The organism is Sphingomonas sp. FG14, from assembly GCF_057809675.1.
Genome location: NZ_JBMDKK010000001.1, coordinates 294,293 through 311,781, shown reverse-complemented (window position 1 = coordinate 311,781; position 17,489 = coordinate 294,293). Strand labels below are relative to the sequence as shown.

Below are 17,489 nucleotides of genomic sequence, written 5' to 3'. Positions count from 1 at the left end.
CGCTACCCGGCCTTGCGCGGACCGCGCGCAAAGGACTGGAACCGCGCATCGGCACGCGCCGCACGGGCGCGCATATCGGCCATCACATCGGCATGCAGGCTGGCGACGTTATAGGTTTCGCCCGGATCGACACGCAGGTCGAACAACAGGTCATAACCATATTGCGACAAGGGCAGGTCGACCGTGCGATAATAGGATCGCCGCACATATTTCCAGCGCGCGGTACGGATCGCCGCCACACTCTCATTGTCGAACAACAATAGCTCGTCATGCGGCGATGGTCCGCCCGCGCGCAGCAGCGCGCCAATATCGCGTCCATCCAGTTCGACGCCCGGCAATGATTGCCCCGTCCACGCCGCGACCGTCGGCAGCAGATCGATATTCATGCTGAGCGCCCCACTCGTCCGCCCCGGCGCGATCGTGCCGGGCTGGCGGGCGATAAAGGGCACGCGGAAACCGCCATCCCAGCCGCCCCCGCCCTTGCGATCGCGCAAGGGGCCGGACGATCCCTCGAACCAGGGGCCATTGTCCGACGTCACGATCACCAACGTGTCGCGATCGATGCCGAGGCGAGCGAGTTCGCCGAGCAACCGGCCAACGCCCGCATCCACCTCCTCCACCACCTGGCCATAGGCGGCTGCGGGCGAATGGCTCGCATGATCGGGATTGGGCACCAGCGGATAATGCGGCGCGGTCAGCGCCATCATCAGGAAAAAGGGCTTCGCCCGATTGGCTTCGATGAAACGGAAACCACGCTCGAAGAAGCGCTCGGTCAGCCGTGCGAAATCGACATCCTCGCGCGTCAGCTCCACCCCCGGCGCATGCGTCTCGTACAATGAGAGCGGCGTCATGTCGTGGCTGTACGGCAGGCCGAAGAACAGATCGAACCCCTGCACCGTCGGCGGCCAATAGGGCGCGACATGGCCGAGATGCCATTTGCCGATCAGCGCGGTCGCATAATCGGGCTTGAGCATTTCGGCGATCGTCACTTCGCCGGGCAGCAGGCCGATCGTGTCGCTGGCGCGGATCACATCATAGGCGAGCCCGGTGCGGATCGGATAGCGCCCGGTCAGCAGCCCCGCGCGAGACGGGGTGCAGACATTGGCTGAGGCATAGGCATCGGTCAGCCGGATGCCCTCGCGCGCCATCCGGTCCAGCGCGGGCGTGCGGATCAGCCGTGCGCCGTAGCTGCCCAGATCGCCCCAGCCCAGATCGTCCGCCAGGATCAGCACGATATTGGGCTTCCGGCCCATGGCGGCCCAGCCGGAGCCGGGCAGCATCGCCGACACCAGAGCGCCCACGCCCGCGCCGATGACCTCCCTGCGCCTCACCTGCCCTCCACCCGATTCTCTAGAATCTGTATTTCGCCTCGATACCATAGGTGCGCGGCTCGCCGCGCTCGACGAAGCGGGCACCGAGGAAATCGGCGGCGCGGTTGACGGTGAACAGATCGTTGGTGAGGTTCACGCCCCACAGGCTGAACTCGAGCCCGCTGCCCATATGCGCGAAGGTGATGCGCGCATTGACGAGCTTGCGGTTCTCCAGCCGCTGGTTCGCCAGATTCTCCTGGCCCGAGAATGTGCGCGAACGATAGCTATACTGCCCGAACAGCGACAGCCGCGAATCCATTCCCGGCAGGTCCAGACCATATTCGGCGGATACGCTGCCCGACCATTTGGGAGAAAAAGGCAGCCTGTTGCCCGACGCGTCCGCACCTGCGGCACCGCCGCCGGGGAAGGATTTGAAGCTGGCATCCATATAGGCCGCATCGAAAGTCAGCTTGAGGTCGCGCACCGGCGCCGCCTCGATGCTGGCCTCCACGCCCTTGGTATGGACCTTGGCCGCGTTGCTGAGCTGGATCACCGTGATCCCGCCGGGGAACAGGTAGAATCGGTTGATCTGGTAATTGTCGTAATCGGCGATGAAGGCCGCCAGATTGGTGCGCAGCCTGCGGTCGAACATCTCCGCCTTCAGCCCGATCTCGTAGGATTTGACGGTTTCGGTATCGAAGGCGAAATCGGCGCGACCATCGCCGTTCAGGTCGCGCACCTGATTGCGATTGAGGAAATCGACGTTCCAGCCGCCGCTTTTGAAGCCGGTGGCGTATTTGGCATAGATATTCACGGTCTCGACGGGCTTGAACGTCACGCCAAGGCTGGGCGTGAAGCGGTTCTCCGTATCCTGGTCGCGGAAATTGTTGAGCGTAGCGATGCCCACCAGGCCGCTGTTCGATCCGTCGAGATTGAACAGGATCTTGCGCCGCTCATGAGTATAGCGCCCACCCAGATTGAGCGTGAGCTGATCCAGCAGGTCGAAATCGATCGATCCGAACGCGGCGATCGATCGGGTGCCGATCCTGGCGGAGGATGGCGTGCTCGAATTGAGCGGGATGCCTAGCCCCAGTGCGCCTGCCGCGACGCCCCAGAAGGCGGTGCGCCGCGTCTTGGCCGTCTCGTCCATGTAGAAGACGCCCGCGACATAGCGCAGCCGGCCGTCGGTGGGCGAGGCGATCCGCAATTCCTCCGAGAACTGCGAAAACCTGTCGACATAAAGCGTATGGATGAAATCGGCGGAACTATAGTCATTGTCGGCCTGGATCGCGAGACGGCTGTCGCGAAAGGCCGTGATCGAGGTCAGCACATGATCGCCGATCTCATAATCGATATTGGCGGATGTGCCGCCGGTCTTGGCGTGCTTGAAGCGCGGCGTGTTGGTGTTGGTTTCGAAGGGCGCCGGCGCGCCCGGATCGATCGTACCGCCGCCGGTGAGCCCTGAAATCGCCTCCGGCCCGCCACGGAACGAGAAGTCGCGCATATAATCGGCGCTCAGGTCGATCGTCAGCCGCTCGGTCGGCTTCAGCCGCACGCCGAAGCGGTAGGACTGGGTATCGAGCGAGCCGATCGTGCGATCGCCGTTGAAGAGATTGCGCGTGAATCCGTCGCGCCGTTCGTAACCGAACGACGCCTTGGCCATGATCTTGTCTTCGACCACGGGCAGGTTGAGCTGGACGCCGACACTGCGATAATCGCTGTTGCCGACGCCGCCGCTGATCTCACCGCCGAAGTCGTTGGACGGCGCGCGCGTGACGATGTTGACCGCACCGGACACGGTGTTGCGCCCGAACAAATGCCCCTGCGGCCCGCGCAGCACCTCGATCCGGTCGATATCGAGCAGCGTCTGATTGAGCGACGCCACCTGGCCGATATAGACGCCGTCGAGATAGACCCCGGCGCGACCGCCGAAACCGATATTGCGACCGCCGCCGCCGACGCCGCGGATATAGACAGCGCCATTGGCACGCTCGACGCTGAAATTCGGGGCGACGCCGGTCAGGTCCGACAGACGCGTAGCATGAAGCGCGTCGACCCGATCACCGCCCACCGCGCTGATCGCGATCGGCACGTCCTGCAGATTCTCGCTCCGCTTCTGCGCGGTGACGACGATCTCGCTCAGCCCCGCGCTGTCCTCAGTCTCCGCAGGCGCCGTCTGCGCCGAAGCAGACGCGGCGGCGAACGCGCTCAACATGGTCCCGCACAGAAGATACCGGTTCATTGCTGCCCTCCCCTCATCCGCCCCGCAGCCCCGTGATTCTCATATTCCTTGTGATCACTAGGTTTTTGAATTGCTAGCAGTCACTAGAAATATGTGCAAGAGCCAATTCCATGAGCGAAAAGCAGAGCAAGATGGCGAGCAGCGCCCCGCCCGGGACCCGCCAGTCGCGCGGCCGCGCACGGCGCGCGGCGGTGCTCGCCGCGGCGCGCCGTCTGTTCGCCCAAAATGGCTTCAAGGGGGCGAGCCTGGCTGCGATCGCACAGGAGGCCGAGTTGACGGACGCCGGCCTGCTCTATCATTTCCCCAGCAAGAACCATCTGCTGCTTGCAGTGGTGGCGGAGGGCGACCGCGAACAGGACGAAGCGCTGGAAAAGGTGCAGACCGCACAGGGTCTGCCGCTGATCGAGCGCATGGCGGAGTTCGGCGCTGATCTGGAAGCCGATCCGCTGCTCACCGCACTCGACGTCACGCTTTCGGCCGAGCACCTGCAGGAAGATTCGGAAGTGAACCGCTATTTCGTCGCGCGTTACGAGCGGTTCCGCACCATGCTGGAGACCGCGTTCGCAGATGCCGCGCGGGCAGGCGACCTGCGCGCCGATCTCGATCCCGCCGCCGAAGCGGTCAACATGACCGCCGTGATCGACGGTTTGCGGCTGCAATGGCTGCTGAGCGGTGGGTCGATCTCGATGGCGCAGAATATGCGCGATTATGTGCGCGGCGTGATCGCCCGCCTCCGGGCCTGACCGAAGCCGATTGATCGCGCGGAAAGCCGCGCTATCTGGAAAAGATCGGTGCGACATCACCGTTCAACGCAGGACAATCCGGATGCAGATCGGCCCCCTGAAACTCAAGGCGCAGCTCTATTGCGGCGACGAGATCGCGATGGGCCCGGGCAAGGCCGATCTGCTGGAAGCGATCGAGCGAGAAGGATCCATCTCGCGCGCCGGCCAGGCGATGGGCATGAGCTATCGCCGCACCTGGCTGCTTGTCGATGCGATGAACCGTTGCTGGTCCGAACGGCTGGTGGAGACCATTTCCGGCGGCGCCCGCAATCGCGGCGCGCGGCTCACACCCTGCGGCCACGAGGTTTTGCGCCTTTATCGCGCGATCGAGCATCAGTTCGAATCCGTCGCGTCGGGCGAGTCCTTCGCGCAGCTATCGGCGCTGCTGCGCGCGGCTCCGCTGGACGCGAAGCATCACAGCGCCACCCCGCAGGCGGACTGAGGCAGCGACAGGCGCCGGTCACCGGTGAAGGCGCGATCGGTCAACGCATCAAGAAACGCCTCGATCGCCCGTCGATCCGCAGCATCCAGCCGATGCGAGATACCGGCGTGACGATCGATCGCAGCCGTGATGGTCGGCGCGCTGCCGTCATGGAGATAGGGCGCGGTCAGCGCGACGTTGCGCAGCCCCGGGGTCCGGAAACGGCCGATGTCGGCGGCACGCCCGGTGATTTCGCCCACCCCCGGGTCACCTGCTTCCGGATCACTTGCACCTGGCTCGATCCGATGGAACCGCCCGTCGCTCAGGTCCGGTCCGGCATGGCAGGCAGCGCAGCGCCTGGCGAACGCCTTTTCCCCCTGCTGCTGGATCTCACTCAAGGCATCGTGTGCCCCGCTCCGCCATCGATCATAGGACGACTGGTTGGAGATCATCGTGCGCTGGAACGCCGCGAGCGCTTTCGCCACGCCCGCCATGTCGATCCGGCCGTCCACTTCGGGAAAGGCATCGCGGAACATGCGAACATAACAGGCATCGCGGCGCAGCCGCATCGCGATCTCGCCTTCCTTGCCGTTCATGCCCATCTCGACCGGCGACAGGCCGGTCACCGGGATCAGCACCTGCGCCTCCAGCGTCCGCACGCGCGGATCGCCCCAGGTCAGGCTTTTCGCCCAGGCGACATTGGCGAGGCCGGGCACGTTGCGCCGCCCCGGATCGCCATGGACGCCCGGATGCGTGGTGTTGCCGTCGGCAAAGGCGCGGCGCTGCACATGGCAGGTCGCGCACGCCATGCTGCCGTCGATCGAAAGATCGGCGTCGTAGAACAGTCTGCGGCCAAGCTCGACCTTTGCCGCACTCATCGCATTGCCCGCCGGCACGCGCGGCGCGGGGCGCCCCTCGGGCCAAGGCCAATGCGGCGGTCCGGCAATGGCGGCGCCGAGTAGCAGCCCGGCGACCGCCAGCCACAGCCTTCCACCGCGCTTCACCCGCGTAATCAGGGCAGGCGTGCGATCATGACCGGCAGACTCGGCCCGCCATTGCCCGCGATTTGCAACACATAACGCCCGGGCTCGAGCACAAAATCGACCATCTTGCGGATGCCCGAACAGGCGGGGCCGCGACCATGGGCGACCGACACCGCCGCCGTGCCAGCCCGCACCACGTCGATCCAGGCAGCCGATCCGATCGCCACCCGATAGGTGCCAGCCCGATCGACGGCAAAGCCGACAAGCCCGCCATGGCTGACCGAGCCACCTGGATTTTCGGGACGCACCGCGTAGCGCACGCTGGGCGTCGGCTGGAGCGAAAGATCGGCGCCCTTGCCGATGGCAAGCATCGCCGTGTCGAGTGCAGCGGGATCGACGGCGGCGGCAAGACCGGCACGCCCGGCCCAACCGGCCAGTTCGGCGGGTAGCGGCGCGGCATCGGCCGGGCATGAAGGCTCCGCCTTCTGCGCAACGGCCGGGCTGGCGGAGAGCAACATCGCCGCGACGATCGCCGACATGGATTTCATGATCTTGGGCCTCCGGATCGGAACACGATATTCCGCTATATACAGCGAACTATATCTCACCATATACGGCGCCCCGAAGGTCGGCAATCGACGCCACGAAAGGGAGTCCGCATGCGCACCATCTCGTTTGTTTCGAGCTGCGCCGCAGCCCTGTTCGCTTCGCCAGCCTTGGCCCAGGACGAGGCGGAGTCCTCGAATGGCAGCTTCGAACTCGGCCAGATCATCGTCACCGGCCAGCGGCCCGACGGTCAACCCCCTCAAGAATTGGCGATCGGCATCCATACGCTGGGGCAAGAGGCGATCGAGACCTTCAACCGCAATTCGCTCGACGATGCGGCGAACCTGATCCCCGGCGTCACCGCCGGCAACAGCGGCGGATCGCGCAACGAACGCCTGCTGTTCGTGCGCGGCTTCGACCGGTTCCAGGTGCCGCTGTCGATCGACGGCATCCGCGTCTACCTGCCCGCCGACAACCGGCTGGACTATGGCCGGTTCCTGACCCCGGACATCGCCGAGATCCAGGTCGCCAAGGGCTATGCCTCGGTGCTCGACGGCCCCGGCGCGATGGGCGGCGCGGTCAATCTGGTGACGCGCAAGCCGACAAAGGCTTTCGAGGCGGAGGCGCGCGGCGTGCTCAACCTCGGCCGCGGCGCCGACTATAACGGCTATACCGTGTTCGGACTGGTCGGCACGCGTCAGGAGCGCTGGTACGCGCAGGCCAGCTTCGCGCGCAATTTCCAGGATCATTGGGATCTCGCGGGCAGCTTCACGCCCACCGTCAACGAAAATGGCGGCGAACGCGATTTCAGCCGTACCGAGGATTGGCGCGTCAACGCCAAGATCGGCTTCACCCCCAATGCCACCGACGAATATGCGATCAGCTATACACGGCAGGAAGGTTCGAAGAACGCGCCCCTGCACCTGACCGACACCAGCAATGTCAGCCTGCGCAACTGGGCGTGGCCCTATTGGAACATCGAAAGCATCTATTTCCTGTCGACCACAGCGCTCGGCGACAAGGCGAGGCTGAAGACGCGCGCCTATTACAACAAACTCGATAACATGCTGCGCTCGTTCGACGATCGCACACAGACCACGCAGATCCTGGGGCGCGCGTTCGACAGCCCTTATGACGACAATGCCTATGGTGGATCCGCCGAACTGGCGGTGGCGCTGACCCCGGCCGACACATTCAGCCTGGCCTTCCACTATCGCCGCGACGAGCACAATGAATCGCAGACCAGCCGGCCGGGCCTGCCCACAAGCGTGCCCGAACCGGAACAGACCAGCATCGAACGGACCTGGAGCATCGCGGCGGAAAATCGCTACGCGTTCAACGAGGCGCTCAGCCTGACGGTCGGCGCAAGCTATGACTGGCGAGACCTGGATGCCGCGGAGGAATATGGCGTGCCGCTGGGCCAGACCGGCGCCAACCGCCTTTACAGCTATCCGCTGCGCAATGCCGGCGCCTGGAACGCTCAGGGACGGCTCGACTGGCGGAGCAATTCTGGCGCGGCGGCGCATCTCAGCGTCTCCTCGCGCGTGCGTTTCCCGACCTTGTTCGAACGGTTCAGCAGCCAGTTCGGGACGGCCGAAGCCAATCCGGACCTGAGGCCCGAGCGCGCAACCACCGTCGAGCTGGGCGGCGAGCACCGCTTCGGCATCATCCGCGCATCCGCCGCGATCTTCTACAGCAAGCTTGACGATGCGCTGGTGTCGGTGCGTACCCCCGCCAATCTCAATCGCCGCGAAAATTACGGCTCGGCCGATTATTATGGCGGCGAACTCGCGATCGACGCCGAGCTGAGCCCAGCGCTGCAGATCGGCATCAACTACAGCTACATCCATCGCAGCTTCGATGTCGGCACGCCGCCCACCGGCGGGCTCATCCGGCCGTTCCGCCTGACCGACGTGCCCGACCACAAGGGCTTCGCCTGGCTGTCATGGAAACCGATCGACGGGCTGGAGATCGTGCCGAACCTTGAATTCGCGTCGGACCGCACCACCGTGACGCCAGCATCGGCCAATGGCCTCGCGCCCGTCTATTACGATACCGGCAGCTATGTGACCGCTGGACTGCGGATCGATTATGCGATCACATCACGGATCACCCTGGGCGTGGGCGGCCGCAACCTGTTCGACACCAAGTACGTGCTGGCCGATGGCTTCCCCGAGCCGGGCCGCACGCTGTTCGCCAGCATTCGCGCCCGATATTGACCCTAACGGCGCGCCGGGGGGACCAATGGACCTCCCGGCTCCGACGTTGCACCGAATTTCCTTCAAATCCCGATTTGATCGGGCCGCGAGACGCGCTATCTGTGCGCCCATGCGTAACCATAGTGTCCTTCGTACCCTGAGTACCGCCATCCTGCCGGCGATCGCGCTGGCGGGTCCCGTTTTCGCGCAATCGGCGCCGACGCAGCTTGTGCCGGGCCAACCGGGCGGGCCACCCGCTCCGCCTGCCGCGCCGGCCGCGCAACGCGTCACGCCTCCGGTGGTGACGCCCGTCGCGCCTGTCATGCCGTTGCCGACCCTGTCGCCGGCTCAGGCTGCCTGGCTGACAGACTGGCTGGGCGACGGCGCGGAGCACGGATTGACCGCGAGCGCCGCTAAACAGCAGGCGCCGGTCGGCGAAGCACTGGTACGCGCGGCGCTCGATCGCGCTCGCGCCCTGCATGTCGGCCGCGTCGATACCGGCGACTTCCTCGAAATCTGGGCGCTGCGCCCCGCAGCTTACGATCCCCTGCCCGCCTTCGCCGCCGCGGTGGCCGCCGATCGCCTGCCGCAATGGGCGACCGATCTCACCCCGCCCTATGCCGGTTATGAGGGGCTGAAGGCCGGCCTTTCCAATTACGAGAAAATCCGTGACGCCGGTGGCTGGCCCAAGCTTGTCGCCGCCTCCGCCCCGGCAGCGGTGCGCGATCGGCTGCTGATCGAGGACAAAAGCGTCACCGCGACCGAGAAGCTGGCCGACGCGATCCAGCGCGCGCAGCGGCGTTACGGCCTCAACCCCACGGGCCAGCTCGATGCGCGCACGCTCGCCGCGCTCAACGTGCCGGTCGCCGACCGGATCGCCGCGATCATGGCGAATATGGAGCGCTGGCGCTGGTTGCCGCGCGAACTGCCGGTCAATCGCGTCCAGGTGAACATCGCCGCCGCCGTGCTGACGGTGTTCGAGGGCGATGCGCCCGTCGCGTCGATGCGCGCCGTCACCGGCAGCCCGGGCAACGAGACGCCGATGCTCGTTTCCAGCATTCATTCGATCGTGCTCAATCCGCCATGGAATGTGCCGAGCTCGATCGCCAAGCGCGAATTGTGGCCCAAGGGCCGTGCCACGCTATTGCGCCAGGGATACAAGATCGTCGGCACGCCGCAGACGGGCGAACGCATCGTCCAGCCCGCCGGGCCGAACAGTGCATTGGGACAACTCAAGTTCGACTTCGACAATCCGTTCGCGGTCTATCTACACGACACGCCATTGCGCACGAAATTCTCAAGCTATGACCGGCTTGCCAGCCATGGCTGCGTCCGTCTCGAAAAGCCGATTCCGCTCGCCGAGCTGATGATGAAGGATGATCCGAAGTTCGGCGGACAAATCCAGGCCACGATCGATACGGGCAAGACCCAGCGTGTCCAGTTGCCCAATCGGGTCGCGGTCTATCTGCTTTACTGGACGGCCTTTGCCAGCGGCAACGGCGCGATGAACTTCCGCGCCGATCCCTATGGCTGGGACAAGCTGCTGGCCGGAAAGATCGAAGCATCCAGCCGCCGTGCGGCCACCATTGCCGTTGCATCCAAGGGGAAATAACCATGCGTATCGTTCTGCTTCTGACCGCCGCGGCGGCCACGCTCTCGCTCGCTGCCTGCGGCAGCAAGGAACCCGAAGCGCCCGCGGTCGAAAACAATGTCGTCGAGATGCCGGAAGACCTAGCGCCGGTGAACGAAACTCTGCCGCCCGAGAATGTCGTGAACGAAGTGGCGCCCGCCGCGCCGCCGCCGGCCTTCACCGAAGATCAGCAGATGCACGACGATGCCGACGCCACAGGCCTGACGGCCCGCCTGCCGCGCAACGACACCGAAGCGCCTGTCGCTAACGAAGCCGCCGCGCGGTAAGCCGCGAAGCCCACGCGTCAATCGGCTCTGACCAGCCCCGGCCCGGCGCATCGTCGCCGGCCGGGGAATTGGCGAAGCCGAATTTTGATACTATATCTTGCATATGGACCGCCGCACCTTTTCCAGGCTTGCGTTGACCGGGCTGGGCATCGCCGTCCTGCCGCCATCGGTTACGCGCGCCGAACCTGAAGACCTGACCGCAGCCAAGGGCACGCAACCCGCGCCGCTCTCGTCATGGGCGCCGCCCTCGGTGCGCACACCGGGCGTTGCCGACAAGCCCTATGCCCGCCTGCTCGACCGCGCGCGTGCGATGCTAGACACGCATGCCGACACCTTCGCATTGCGCGATCGCGTCGCGATCGCAGATTTCAGCATGGCCTCGCGCACGTTGCGCTTTCACATTGTCGACCTCGTCAGCGGCCAAGCCAATTCTTACCTGGTCGCCCATGGTCGCGGCTCGGACCCCGAACATTCGGGCTGGCTCCGCAGCTTCTCGAACGAGCCCGGATCGCTCGCGACATCCGATGGCGCTTACAAGACCGGTGAAATCTATCATGGCGTCCATGGTGCCGCGATGCGGCTCATCGGGCTCGATTCGCGCAACAACAACGCTGAGTCCCGCGCGATCGTGATCCATGGCGCCGATTATGTAAGCGAAAACCAGATCGCGACCTGGGGCAAACTCGGCCGCAGCGAAGGGTGTTTCGCCGTCGCGCCGCACATGCTGCCGCAGGTTCTGGGCATGCTGGGGCCGGGCCGGCTCCTCTACGCCGACAAGGTCTAGAACATACCGTCGGTTTGCCGCGATTTGCGAGCCACGCGATGATTCCTTCGAGCTACAGATCGCCCTAGGCCAAAAAGAACGACTTATCCGGGAGCGATGGCTTGCTCCGCAGCCATGCCGCTGGCATGGGGAAAATCCCTGGGGCGCTTAGCTCAGTTGGTAGAGCATCTCGTTTACACCGAGAGGGTCGGCGGTTCGAGCCCGTCAGCGCCCACCAGGATTTCCCGCATTCACGCCAGCAGGCCCGCTTCCTTCACGGCGGAAAAATAGGCGTTCATGGCGCGGGCCACACGATCGGAAAGCCCGATGAAGACACGGCGGCCATCCATCGGATCAGCCGACCGCACGAATATTCCCTGGTCGCTCATCATCCGGATCCAGCGCAATGCCGTGGTTGGCGGCACCGCCGCCGCGATGCACAGGCTCGATACCGCAACCGATCCACCCTCCAGTCGCGCCGCAGCCAGATCGAGAAGCATGTCCCAGGCCGGATCGGCGAACAGCTCGCTATCGAAGAAGCGCGCGCGCATCCGTCGGGCGCGGATGAGGCGGCGGACATCGTCCGCCGTCACCATGCCGCCTTCATATGATAGCGGTTCCACCTCATAGCCGCGCTGGCGCTCACGCAACCCCTGCCCGGCCTGCGTCTCTTCCGACAGTGAAGCAAGCGCCTGGGCGATCCGCCCCACCTCCTCGCTCAGATCGCGCAGCCGCCTAGTATCGTCTCCCGACAGATCGGCGACCCGGCGCGGCCGCGCCAGATGGAGCGCGAGCGCGCCCGCGATCTCGACCGGCGTCGGATCACAGAGCAGTTCGATCGCAGGATGCGAGATCGCCGCCGCGACACGATCGATCATATCCGGCGCCAGTATGACGAGCCCACGGCAACGCCCATGCGCCCCCGCCTGATCCATTTCCGCAAGCAGGACATCGAGCGCGGGACCATCTTCAGCCGCGGCCGCCAGCACGATCAGGCGCTGCCCGCCCTCCGCGATCAACGCGGAACCCCGTTCATGGTCGAGCGGACCATCGGCATGATATCCGGCCGCGTGCACGGCCGCCAAGGCCGCCGCGGTCGCGAGCGCATTCTCGCCCAGGATCAGCACATTGGCCCGCACCTCATACGCGGCCGAGCCGGCACCCCCGTCGCTCAAATCGTCCTCCTGTCGACCCCCGAGGGTCCGGTTTGCCCGGTTCGCCCCATATCGCAAATCGCAGCCGAACCGGATGGATCAAAGCCGCGAAACCTCCAAAATGGAGCGAATGGAACCAGTTCCCCGATATCCCCCGCTCATCGTCACTGTTCCAGGCGGGACCGGTGCTGGCCACGGCCGGCACATGGCTCACCCGCAATTCCTCCGGAACGGATATATTGGCTTGCGCGGCTACAGTCCATGCTCGCGCAGGCGTTGCTCCAGCGCATCGAGTTCGACCAGGGCGGCAGCGATCCGCTGAGGCAGATCGCCCCGGAAATCGAGGATTTCGCTCAGGCTCAGCGCCCGCGTCAGCGGCCCTCGTGCCGAAGACAGCCAGGCCACGCCCTCCGCGGCTGAATAGGCACGCGGCTCGCCCGCAACGGATATTCCGGATCGCTTCATATCCCGCATTTAAGCCCATGCCGCGCGGAGTGAAGCCACCCGCTCCATTCCGGATCAATCTCCTGTCGCCACGCACCTGTCACATAACGCGCCTAGGCCGTCATCCTCGACCAAGAAGGGGCCCGGCACCGATGAATGCCAGCACGACCGCAGACGGACATTTCGCACGGCCCAATCTCGACAAGGGGCTGGGGCAGATCGGCAATATCGGTTTCGGCGCGGCGATTATCGCCGCGCTTCTCTATGTCGCCTATAGCATCTATGCCGATGCCAGCGCGGTCGGCGTGCACGCCACCACGTATCTCCCCTTCATCCTGCTGTTCGTCGCACTGCTCATCGCGCTGGGCTTTGAGTTCGTGAACGGCTTTCATGACACCGCCAATGCGGTCGCGACGGTGATCTACACCAATGCCATGCCCGCCAATGTCGCCGTGGTCTGGTCCGGATTCTTCAATTTCCTGGGCGTGCTGCTGTCCACCGGCGCTGTCGCGTTCGGTATCGTCTCGCTGCTGCCCGTCGAACTGATCTTGCAGGTCGGCTCCAATGCCGGCTTCGCGATGGTGTTCGCGCTGTTGATCGCCGCGATCGTCTGGAATCTCGCGACTTGGTGGCTAGGTATCCCGTCATCCAGTTCCCACACGCTGATCGGTTCGATCATCGGCGTCGGGGTCGCCAACGCCATGCTGCACGGCAAAAGCGGAACTTCGGGCGTCGACTGGACCAAGGCGACCGAGATCGGCCAGGCGCTGCTATTGTCGCCGCTCATCGGCTTCGGCGTCGCCGCGCTGCTCTTCATCGCGATGAAGCTGCTGATCCGTAATGCGGCGCTGTATCAGGAGCCTAAGGATGGCGTCCCACCGCCGCTTTGGATCCGCGCGCTGCTGATCTTCACCTGCACCGGCGTCAGCTTCGCGCACGGATCGAATGACGGGCAGAAGGGCATGGGCCTGATCATGCTGATCCTGATCGGTACCGTGCCCACCGCCTACGCGCTCAATCGCGCGGTGCCGGCGCAATATACCGCGGAATTCCACAGCAATTCGGTCGCGGCCGCGAGCGCGCTTGGCGGTCGCCCCGTCGATGCGCCGGCACCGGCCGAAGCGCGACGGATGGTGACCAGCTATATCTCGGAAAAGACGCTGAGCCCCGACACGATCCCCGCGCTGGCCACGCTGATCGGCGATGTCGACAAGCAGGTCATGGATCACGGTTCCTTCACGCGTATCCCGGCGGCTGCGGTCGGCAATATCCGCAACGACATGTATCTCGCCTCCGAAGCCATCAAGCGGCTGGGCAAGGAAAAGACGGCAGTGGTGCCCGAGGCCGGCGTCAAGACGCTCTCAACCTACAAGGCTTCGCTCGACGCGGGCACGCGTTTCATCCCGACCTGGGTGAAGATCGCCGTCGCCTTCGCGCTCGGCCTGGGCACGATGGTCGGCTGGAAGCGGATCGTCGTCACCGTCGGCGAGAAGATCGGCAAATCGCACCTGACGTACGCGCAGGGCGCGTCCGCCGAGTTGGTCGCGATGGGCACGATTGCCAGCGCCGACATGCTGGGCCTCCCCGTATCCACTACCCACGTCCTTTCATCGGGCGTCGCAGGCACCATGGCGGCGAACGGATCAGGCCTGCAGATGAGCACGATCCGCAACATGCTGATGGCCTGGGTGCTGACGCTGCCCATGTCGATCATGCTCGCGGGCGGGCTCTACATGATCTTCTCGCTGATCATCTAGAACCGATCGGCACGCTCTGCCCGAGCGAGATCGGGATGTCCGGGATCCGCCCCGGATATCTCAAACCGTTCCGGGATAGCGATCGGGAACGTACATCTCCGTCGGTACCGGATGCCGGATATAGTCGTCGTGGCGCATCCGATCGGGCAGGGTCACGACGGGCTTGGGCACGTCCTCATAGGGAATCTGGTCAAGCAGGTGTGCGATGCAATTGAGTCGCGCACGCTTCTTGTCGACCGCCTCCACCACCCACCACGGTGCCTCGGCAATATGGGTGCGCTCCAGCATGGTTTCCTTGGCGCGGGTATAATCCTCCCAGCGACGGCGAGATTCAACGTCCATTGGGGAGAGTTTCCACTGCTTCAGCGGATCGTGGATCCGCATGTTGAAGCGGAATTGCTGTTCCTCATCGGTGATCGAGAACCAGTATTTCAACAGGACGATCCCAGATCGCACCAGCATCCGCTCGAATTCTGGAACGGAGCGGAAAAACTCTTCATATTCATCCTCTGCGCAGAAGCCCATCACTCGCTCTACGCCGGCGCGATTGTACCAGCTGCGATCGAACAGCACGATCTCGCCTGCGGCGGGCAGGTGCGCGACATAACGCTGAAAATACCACTGGCTCCGCTCGCGCTCATTGGGCGCGGGCAAGGCGGCGACACGGCAGACGCGGGGATTCAGGCGCTGGGTGATCCGCTTGATCGCTCCACCCTTGCCCGCTGAATCCCGCCCCTCGAAGATCACGACCACCTTCAGCCCCTTGTGCTGAACCCAGTCCTGCAATCGCACCAGTTCATGCTGCAGCCTGAAGAGCTCGCGGAAATAAACGCGCCGTTCGAGCTGCTCACGGTCGGGATGGTCGGAAAGATCGCCAAGCAGCGCCTCAAGCCGGCTCTCGTCGATCTCCATTTCCAGCTCCTCGTCGAAGCTGTCGGCGATCTCCGCCTTGATCCTGTCGAGTTCGGGTGAAGATGAGCGGTCGGAAGGGCCAAACATGCGATGCGTCCTGCAGTGACGCATCATCATCGCGACGGATGGTGACGGCGGTGTGACGGTGCTTGTCGCCGAAGCGGAGCTGTTCACACCGCAAACAGACTCCCGTCCGTCATGCCAGCGCAGGCTGGCATGACGGACGGGGAATAGGTCCTAGTGCCCCAGAGACTTGACGATTTCCTCGACCATCTTCTTCGCGTCCGCGAGGAGCATCATGGTATTGTCCATGTAGAAGACATCGTTGTCGACACCGGCATAGCCGACGCCGCCCATCGAACGCTTCACGAACAGCACGGTCTTCGCCTTTTCGACGTCGAGCACGGGCATGCCATAGATCGGGCTGGTCTTGTCGGTCTTGGCCGCCGGATTGGTCACATCGTTGGCGCCGATGACGAAGGCGACGTCGGTCTGCGCGAATTCGGAGTTGATGTCCTCCAGTTCGAACACCTCGTCATAGGGCACATTCGCTTCGGCCAACAACACGTTCATATGGCCGGGCATGCGGCCGGCGACCGGGTGGATCGCATATTTCACACGCACGCCCTGCGCCTTGAGCATATCTCCCATCTCGCGCAGCGCATGCTGAGCCTGGGCGACCGCCATGCCGTAGCCGGGGACGATGATCACCTGTTCGGCCTGCCCCATCAGGAACGCGGCGTCCTCGGCGGAACCGCGCTTCCACGGGCGGTCGACCTTGGCCGCGCCGCCCGATGCTTCGGGCGCGGCGCCGAAACCGCCGGCGATGACCGAGATGAAGCTGCGATTCATCGCCTTGCACATGATGTAGGACAGGATCGCACCCGACGAGCCCACCAGCGCGCCGGTGATGATCATCGCGCTGTTGCCCAGCGTGAAGCCCATCGCCGCGGCGGCCCAGCCCGAATAGCTGTTGAGCATCGAGACGACGACGGGCATGTCCGCTCCGCCGATCGGGATGATCAGCAGGAAACCGATCAGGAAGCTGAGCGCGGTGACAGTCCAGAATACCCAGGGGCTCTGGTCGGTCACGAAATAGGCGATCAGGCCCAGGATCGCGGCCAGCGTGCCCAGATTGATCACGTGGCGCGCGGGCAACATGATCGGTGCGCCCGACATATTCCCGTTCAACTTCAGGAAGGCGATGACCGATCCCGAGAAGGTGATCGCGCCAATCGCGATACCCAGGCCCATCTCGATCCGGCTGACGGGGAAGATCTCGCCCGCCGCATCGACGATATGGAAAGCTTCCGGGTTGAGATAGGCGGCGGCGGCAACGAGCACCGCGGCAAGACCGACCAGCGAGTGGAAGGCGGCGACAAGCTGCGGCATCGCGGTCATCGCGATCTTGCGCGCTGTCGTGATGCCAATCACCGCGCCCAGCGCGATCGCGCCAAGCACCAGCCCGAAGGCCTTCCAGTCGATGGCGAAGCCGGTGCCATCGGCCAGCGCCGTGCCCGGCAGATGCGTCGCCAGCGTGGTGACAACCGCCAGCGCCATGCCGAACATGCCGAAACGATTGCCGCGCCGGCTGCTCGCAGGGCTGGAAAGCCCGCGCAGCGCCAGGATGAAACAGATGCCGGCCACCAGATAGGCAAGCGCGACCCAGGGGTTTACGGGAGCAGCCTCGTGCATGGTCTCAGCGCTCCTTCTTCTTGTACATGGCGAGCATGCGCGCCGTCACTGCGAAGCCACCGAAGATGTTGATGCTGGCAAGCACCACACCGACCAGCCCCAGCCATGTCGCGCTGGCGGATCCGAGCGCCGCCGATGCGATCAGCGCACCGACGATGATGACGGAGGAAATCGCGTTGGTCACCGCCATCAGCGGCGTGTGCAGCGCCGGCGTGACCGACCAGACGACATAATAGCCGACGAAGCACGCCATCACGAAGATCGACAGGATGCTGATGAAGTCCATCGGAAACCCCCCTTTAGAAATCCGCAAAAAATATCAACAATAAAATAGTACGCCATTCACTCAAAAAACGGCAATCCAC

At 64.5% G+C, this 17,489-nt stretch carries 16 protein-coding genes and 1 tRNA gene; 8 read left to right on the top strand and 9 right to left on the bottom strand.

The window, feature by feature from the left end; all coding sequences use genetic code 11:
• Positions 1–2 precede the first annotated feature (2 nt).
• Complete coding sequence (locus tag ACODTA_RS01505; RefSeq protein WP_489064035.1) at positions 3–1,331, bottom strand: sulfatase family protein; 1,329 nt, start codon at positions 1,329–1,331, stop codon at positions 3–5.
• 19 nt (positions 1,332–1,350) lie between these two features.
• Positions 1,351–3,552, bottom strand: coding sequence for a TonB-dependent receptor (locus ACODTA_RS01500; protein WP_489064034.1), 2,202 nt, complete (start codon positions 3,550–3,552; stop codon positions 1,351–1,353).
• 110 nt (positions 3,553–3,662) lie between these two features.
• Here ACODTA_RS01500 and ACODTA_RS01495 point away from each other — a divergent pair, with 110 nt between their 5' ends.
• Positions 3,663–4,295, top strand: a complete 633-nt coding sequence (locus ACODTA_RS01495) for a TetR/AcrR family transcriptional regulator (protein ID WP_489064033.1) — start codon at positions 3,663–3,665, stop codon at positions 4,293–4,295.
• An 82-nt stretch (positions 4,296–4,377) separates the two neighbouring features.
• Positions 4,378–4,776 carry a winged helix-turn-helix domain-containing protein gene (locus ACODTA_RS01490; protein ID WP_489064032.1) on the top strand — a complete coding sequence of 133 codons (399 nt, stop codon included), beginning with the start codon at positions 4,378–4,380 and terminating at the stop codon, positions 4,774–4,776.
• On the opposite strand, the gene ACODTA_RS01485 is transcribed toward ACODTA_RS01490, so the two are convergent.
• Complete coding sequence (locus tag ACODTA_RS01485; protein ID WP_489064031.1) at positions 4,749–5,759, bottom strand: cytochrome-c peroxidase; 1,011 nt, start codon at positions 5,757–5,759, stop codon at positions 4,749–4,751. The genes ACODTA_RS01490 and ACODTA_RS01485 overlap by 28 nt on opposite strands.
• A gap of 8 nt (positions 5,760–5,767) precedes the next feature.
• A complete protein-coding gene (locus ACODTA_RS01480; RefSeq protein WP_489064030.1) occupies positions 5,768–6,286 on the bottom strand; it encodes a homogentisate 1,2-dioxygenase in 519 nt (172 codons plus the stop codon).
• Between the two features lie 111 nt (positions 6,287–6,397).
• Between ACODTA_RS01480 and ACODTA_RS01475 the strand changes: the two genes are divergently transcribed.
• From ACODTA_RS01475 to ACODTA_RS01455, 5 genes are all read left to right on the top strand, one after another.
• Positions 6,398–8,503 (top strand): TonB-dependent receptor plug domain-containing protein, encoded by a 2,106-nt coding sequence (locus ACODTA_RS01475; protein WP_489064029.1) that lies wholly within the window; start codon positions 6,398–6,400, stop codon positions 8,501–8,503.
• A 109-nt stretch (positions 8,504–8,612) separates the two neighbouring features.
• Positions 8,613–10,094: a L,D-transpeptidase family protein gene (locus tag ACODTA_RS01470; RefSeq protein ID WP_489064028.1), complete on the top strand. Its 1,482-nt coding sequence runs from the start codon at positions 8,613–8,615 to the stop codon at positions 10,092–10,094.
• A gap of 2 nt (positions 10,095–10,096) precedes the next feature.
• Entirely contained in the window at positions 10,097–10,399 is a 303-nt protein-coding gene (locus tag ACODTA_RS01465) for a hypothetical protein (RefSeq protein WP_489064027.1), read from the top strand.
• A gap of 103 nt (positions 10,400–10,502) precedes the next feature.
• Positions 10,503–11,183, top strand: a complete 681-nt coding sequence (locus ACODTA_RS01460; protein ID WP_489064026.1) for a murein L,D-transpeptidase catalytic domain family protein — start codon at positions 10,503–10,505, stop codon at positions 11,181–11,183.
• A 141-nt stretch (positions 11,184–11,324) separates the two neighbouring features.
• Positions 11,325–11,400 (top strand) — tRNA-Val (locus tag ACODTA_RS01455).
• Between the two features lie 13 nt (positions 11,401–11,413).
• Here the strand turns inward: ACODTA_RS01455 and ACODTA_RS01450 are convergent.
• Positions 11,414–12,337: a hypothetical protein gene (locus tag ACODTA_RS01450; protein ID WP_489064025.1), complete on the bottom strand. Its 924-nt coding sequence runs from the start codon at positions 12,335–12,337 to the stop codon at positions 11,414–11,416.
• A gap of 231 nt (positions 12,338–12,568) precedes the next feature.
• Positions 12,569–12,721: a hypothetical protein gene (locus tag ACODTA_RS01445; protein WP_489064024.1), complete on the bottom strand. Its 153-nt coding sequence runs from the start codon at positions 12,719–12,721 to the stop codon at positions 12,569–12,571.
• A gap of 191 nt (positions 12,722–12,912) precedes the next feature.
• Here ACODTA_RS01445 and ACODTA_RS01440 point away from each other — a divergent pair, with 191 nt between their 5' ends.
• The gene (locus ACODTA_RS01440; protein WP_489064023.1) at positions 12,913–14,517 is read left to right on the top strand and encodes an inorganic phosphate transporter; all 1,605 of its coding nucleotides are present in this window, start codon (positions 12,913–12,915) and stop codon (positions 14,515–14,517) included.
• A 60-nt stretch (positions 14,518–14,577) separates the two neighbouring features.
• Here ACODTA_RS01440 and ppk2 read toward each other — a convergent pair whose 3' ends face one another.
• The 3 genes from ppk2 to ACODTA_RS01425 form a co-directional block, all read right to left on the bottom strand.
• Positions 14,578–15,516: a polyphosphate kinase 2 gene (ppk2, locus tag ACODTA_RS01435; protein ID WP_489064022.1), complete on the bottom strand. Its 939-nt coding sequence runs from the start codon at positions 15,514–15,516 to the stop codon at positions 14,578–14,580.
• Positions 15,517–15,666: 150 nt separating this feature from the next.
• The gene (locus ACODTA_RS01430; protein ID WP_489064021.1) at positions 15,667–17,124 is read right to left on the bottom strand and encodes an NAD(P)(+) transhydrogenase (Re/Si-specific) subunit beta; all 1,458 of its coding nucleotides are present in this window, start codon (positions 17,122–17,124) and stop codon (positions 15,667–15,669) included.
• A gap of 4 nt (positions 17,125–17,128) precedes the next feature.
• A complete protein-coding gene (locus ACODTA_RS01425; protein ID WP_489064020.1) occupies positions 17,129–17,410 on the bottom strand; it encodes a proton-translocating transhydrogenase family protein in 282 nt (93 codons plus the stop codon).
• Positions 17,411–17,489: the final 79 nt, after the last annotated feature.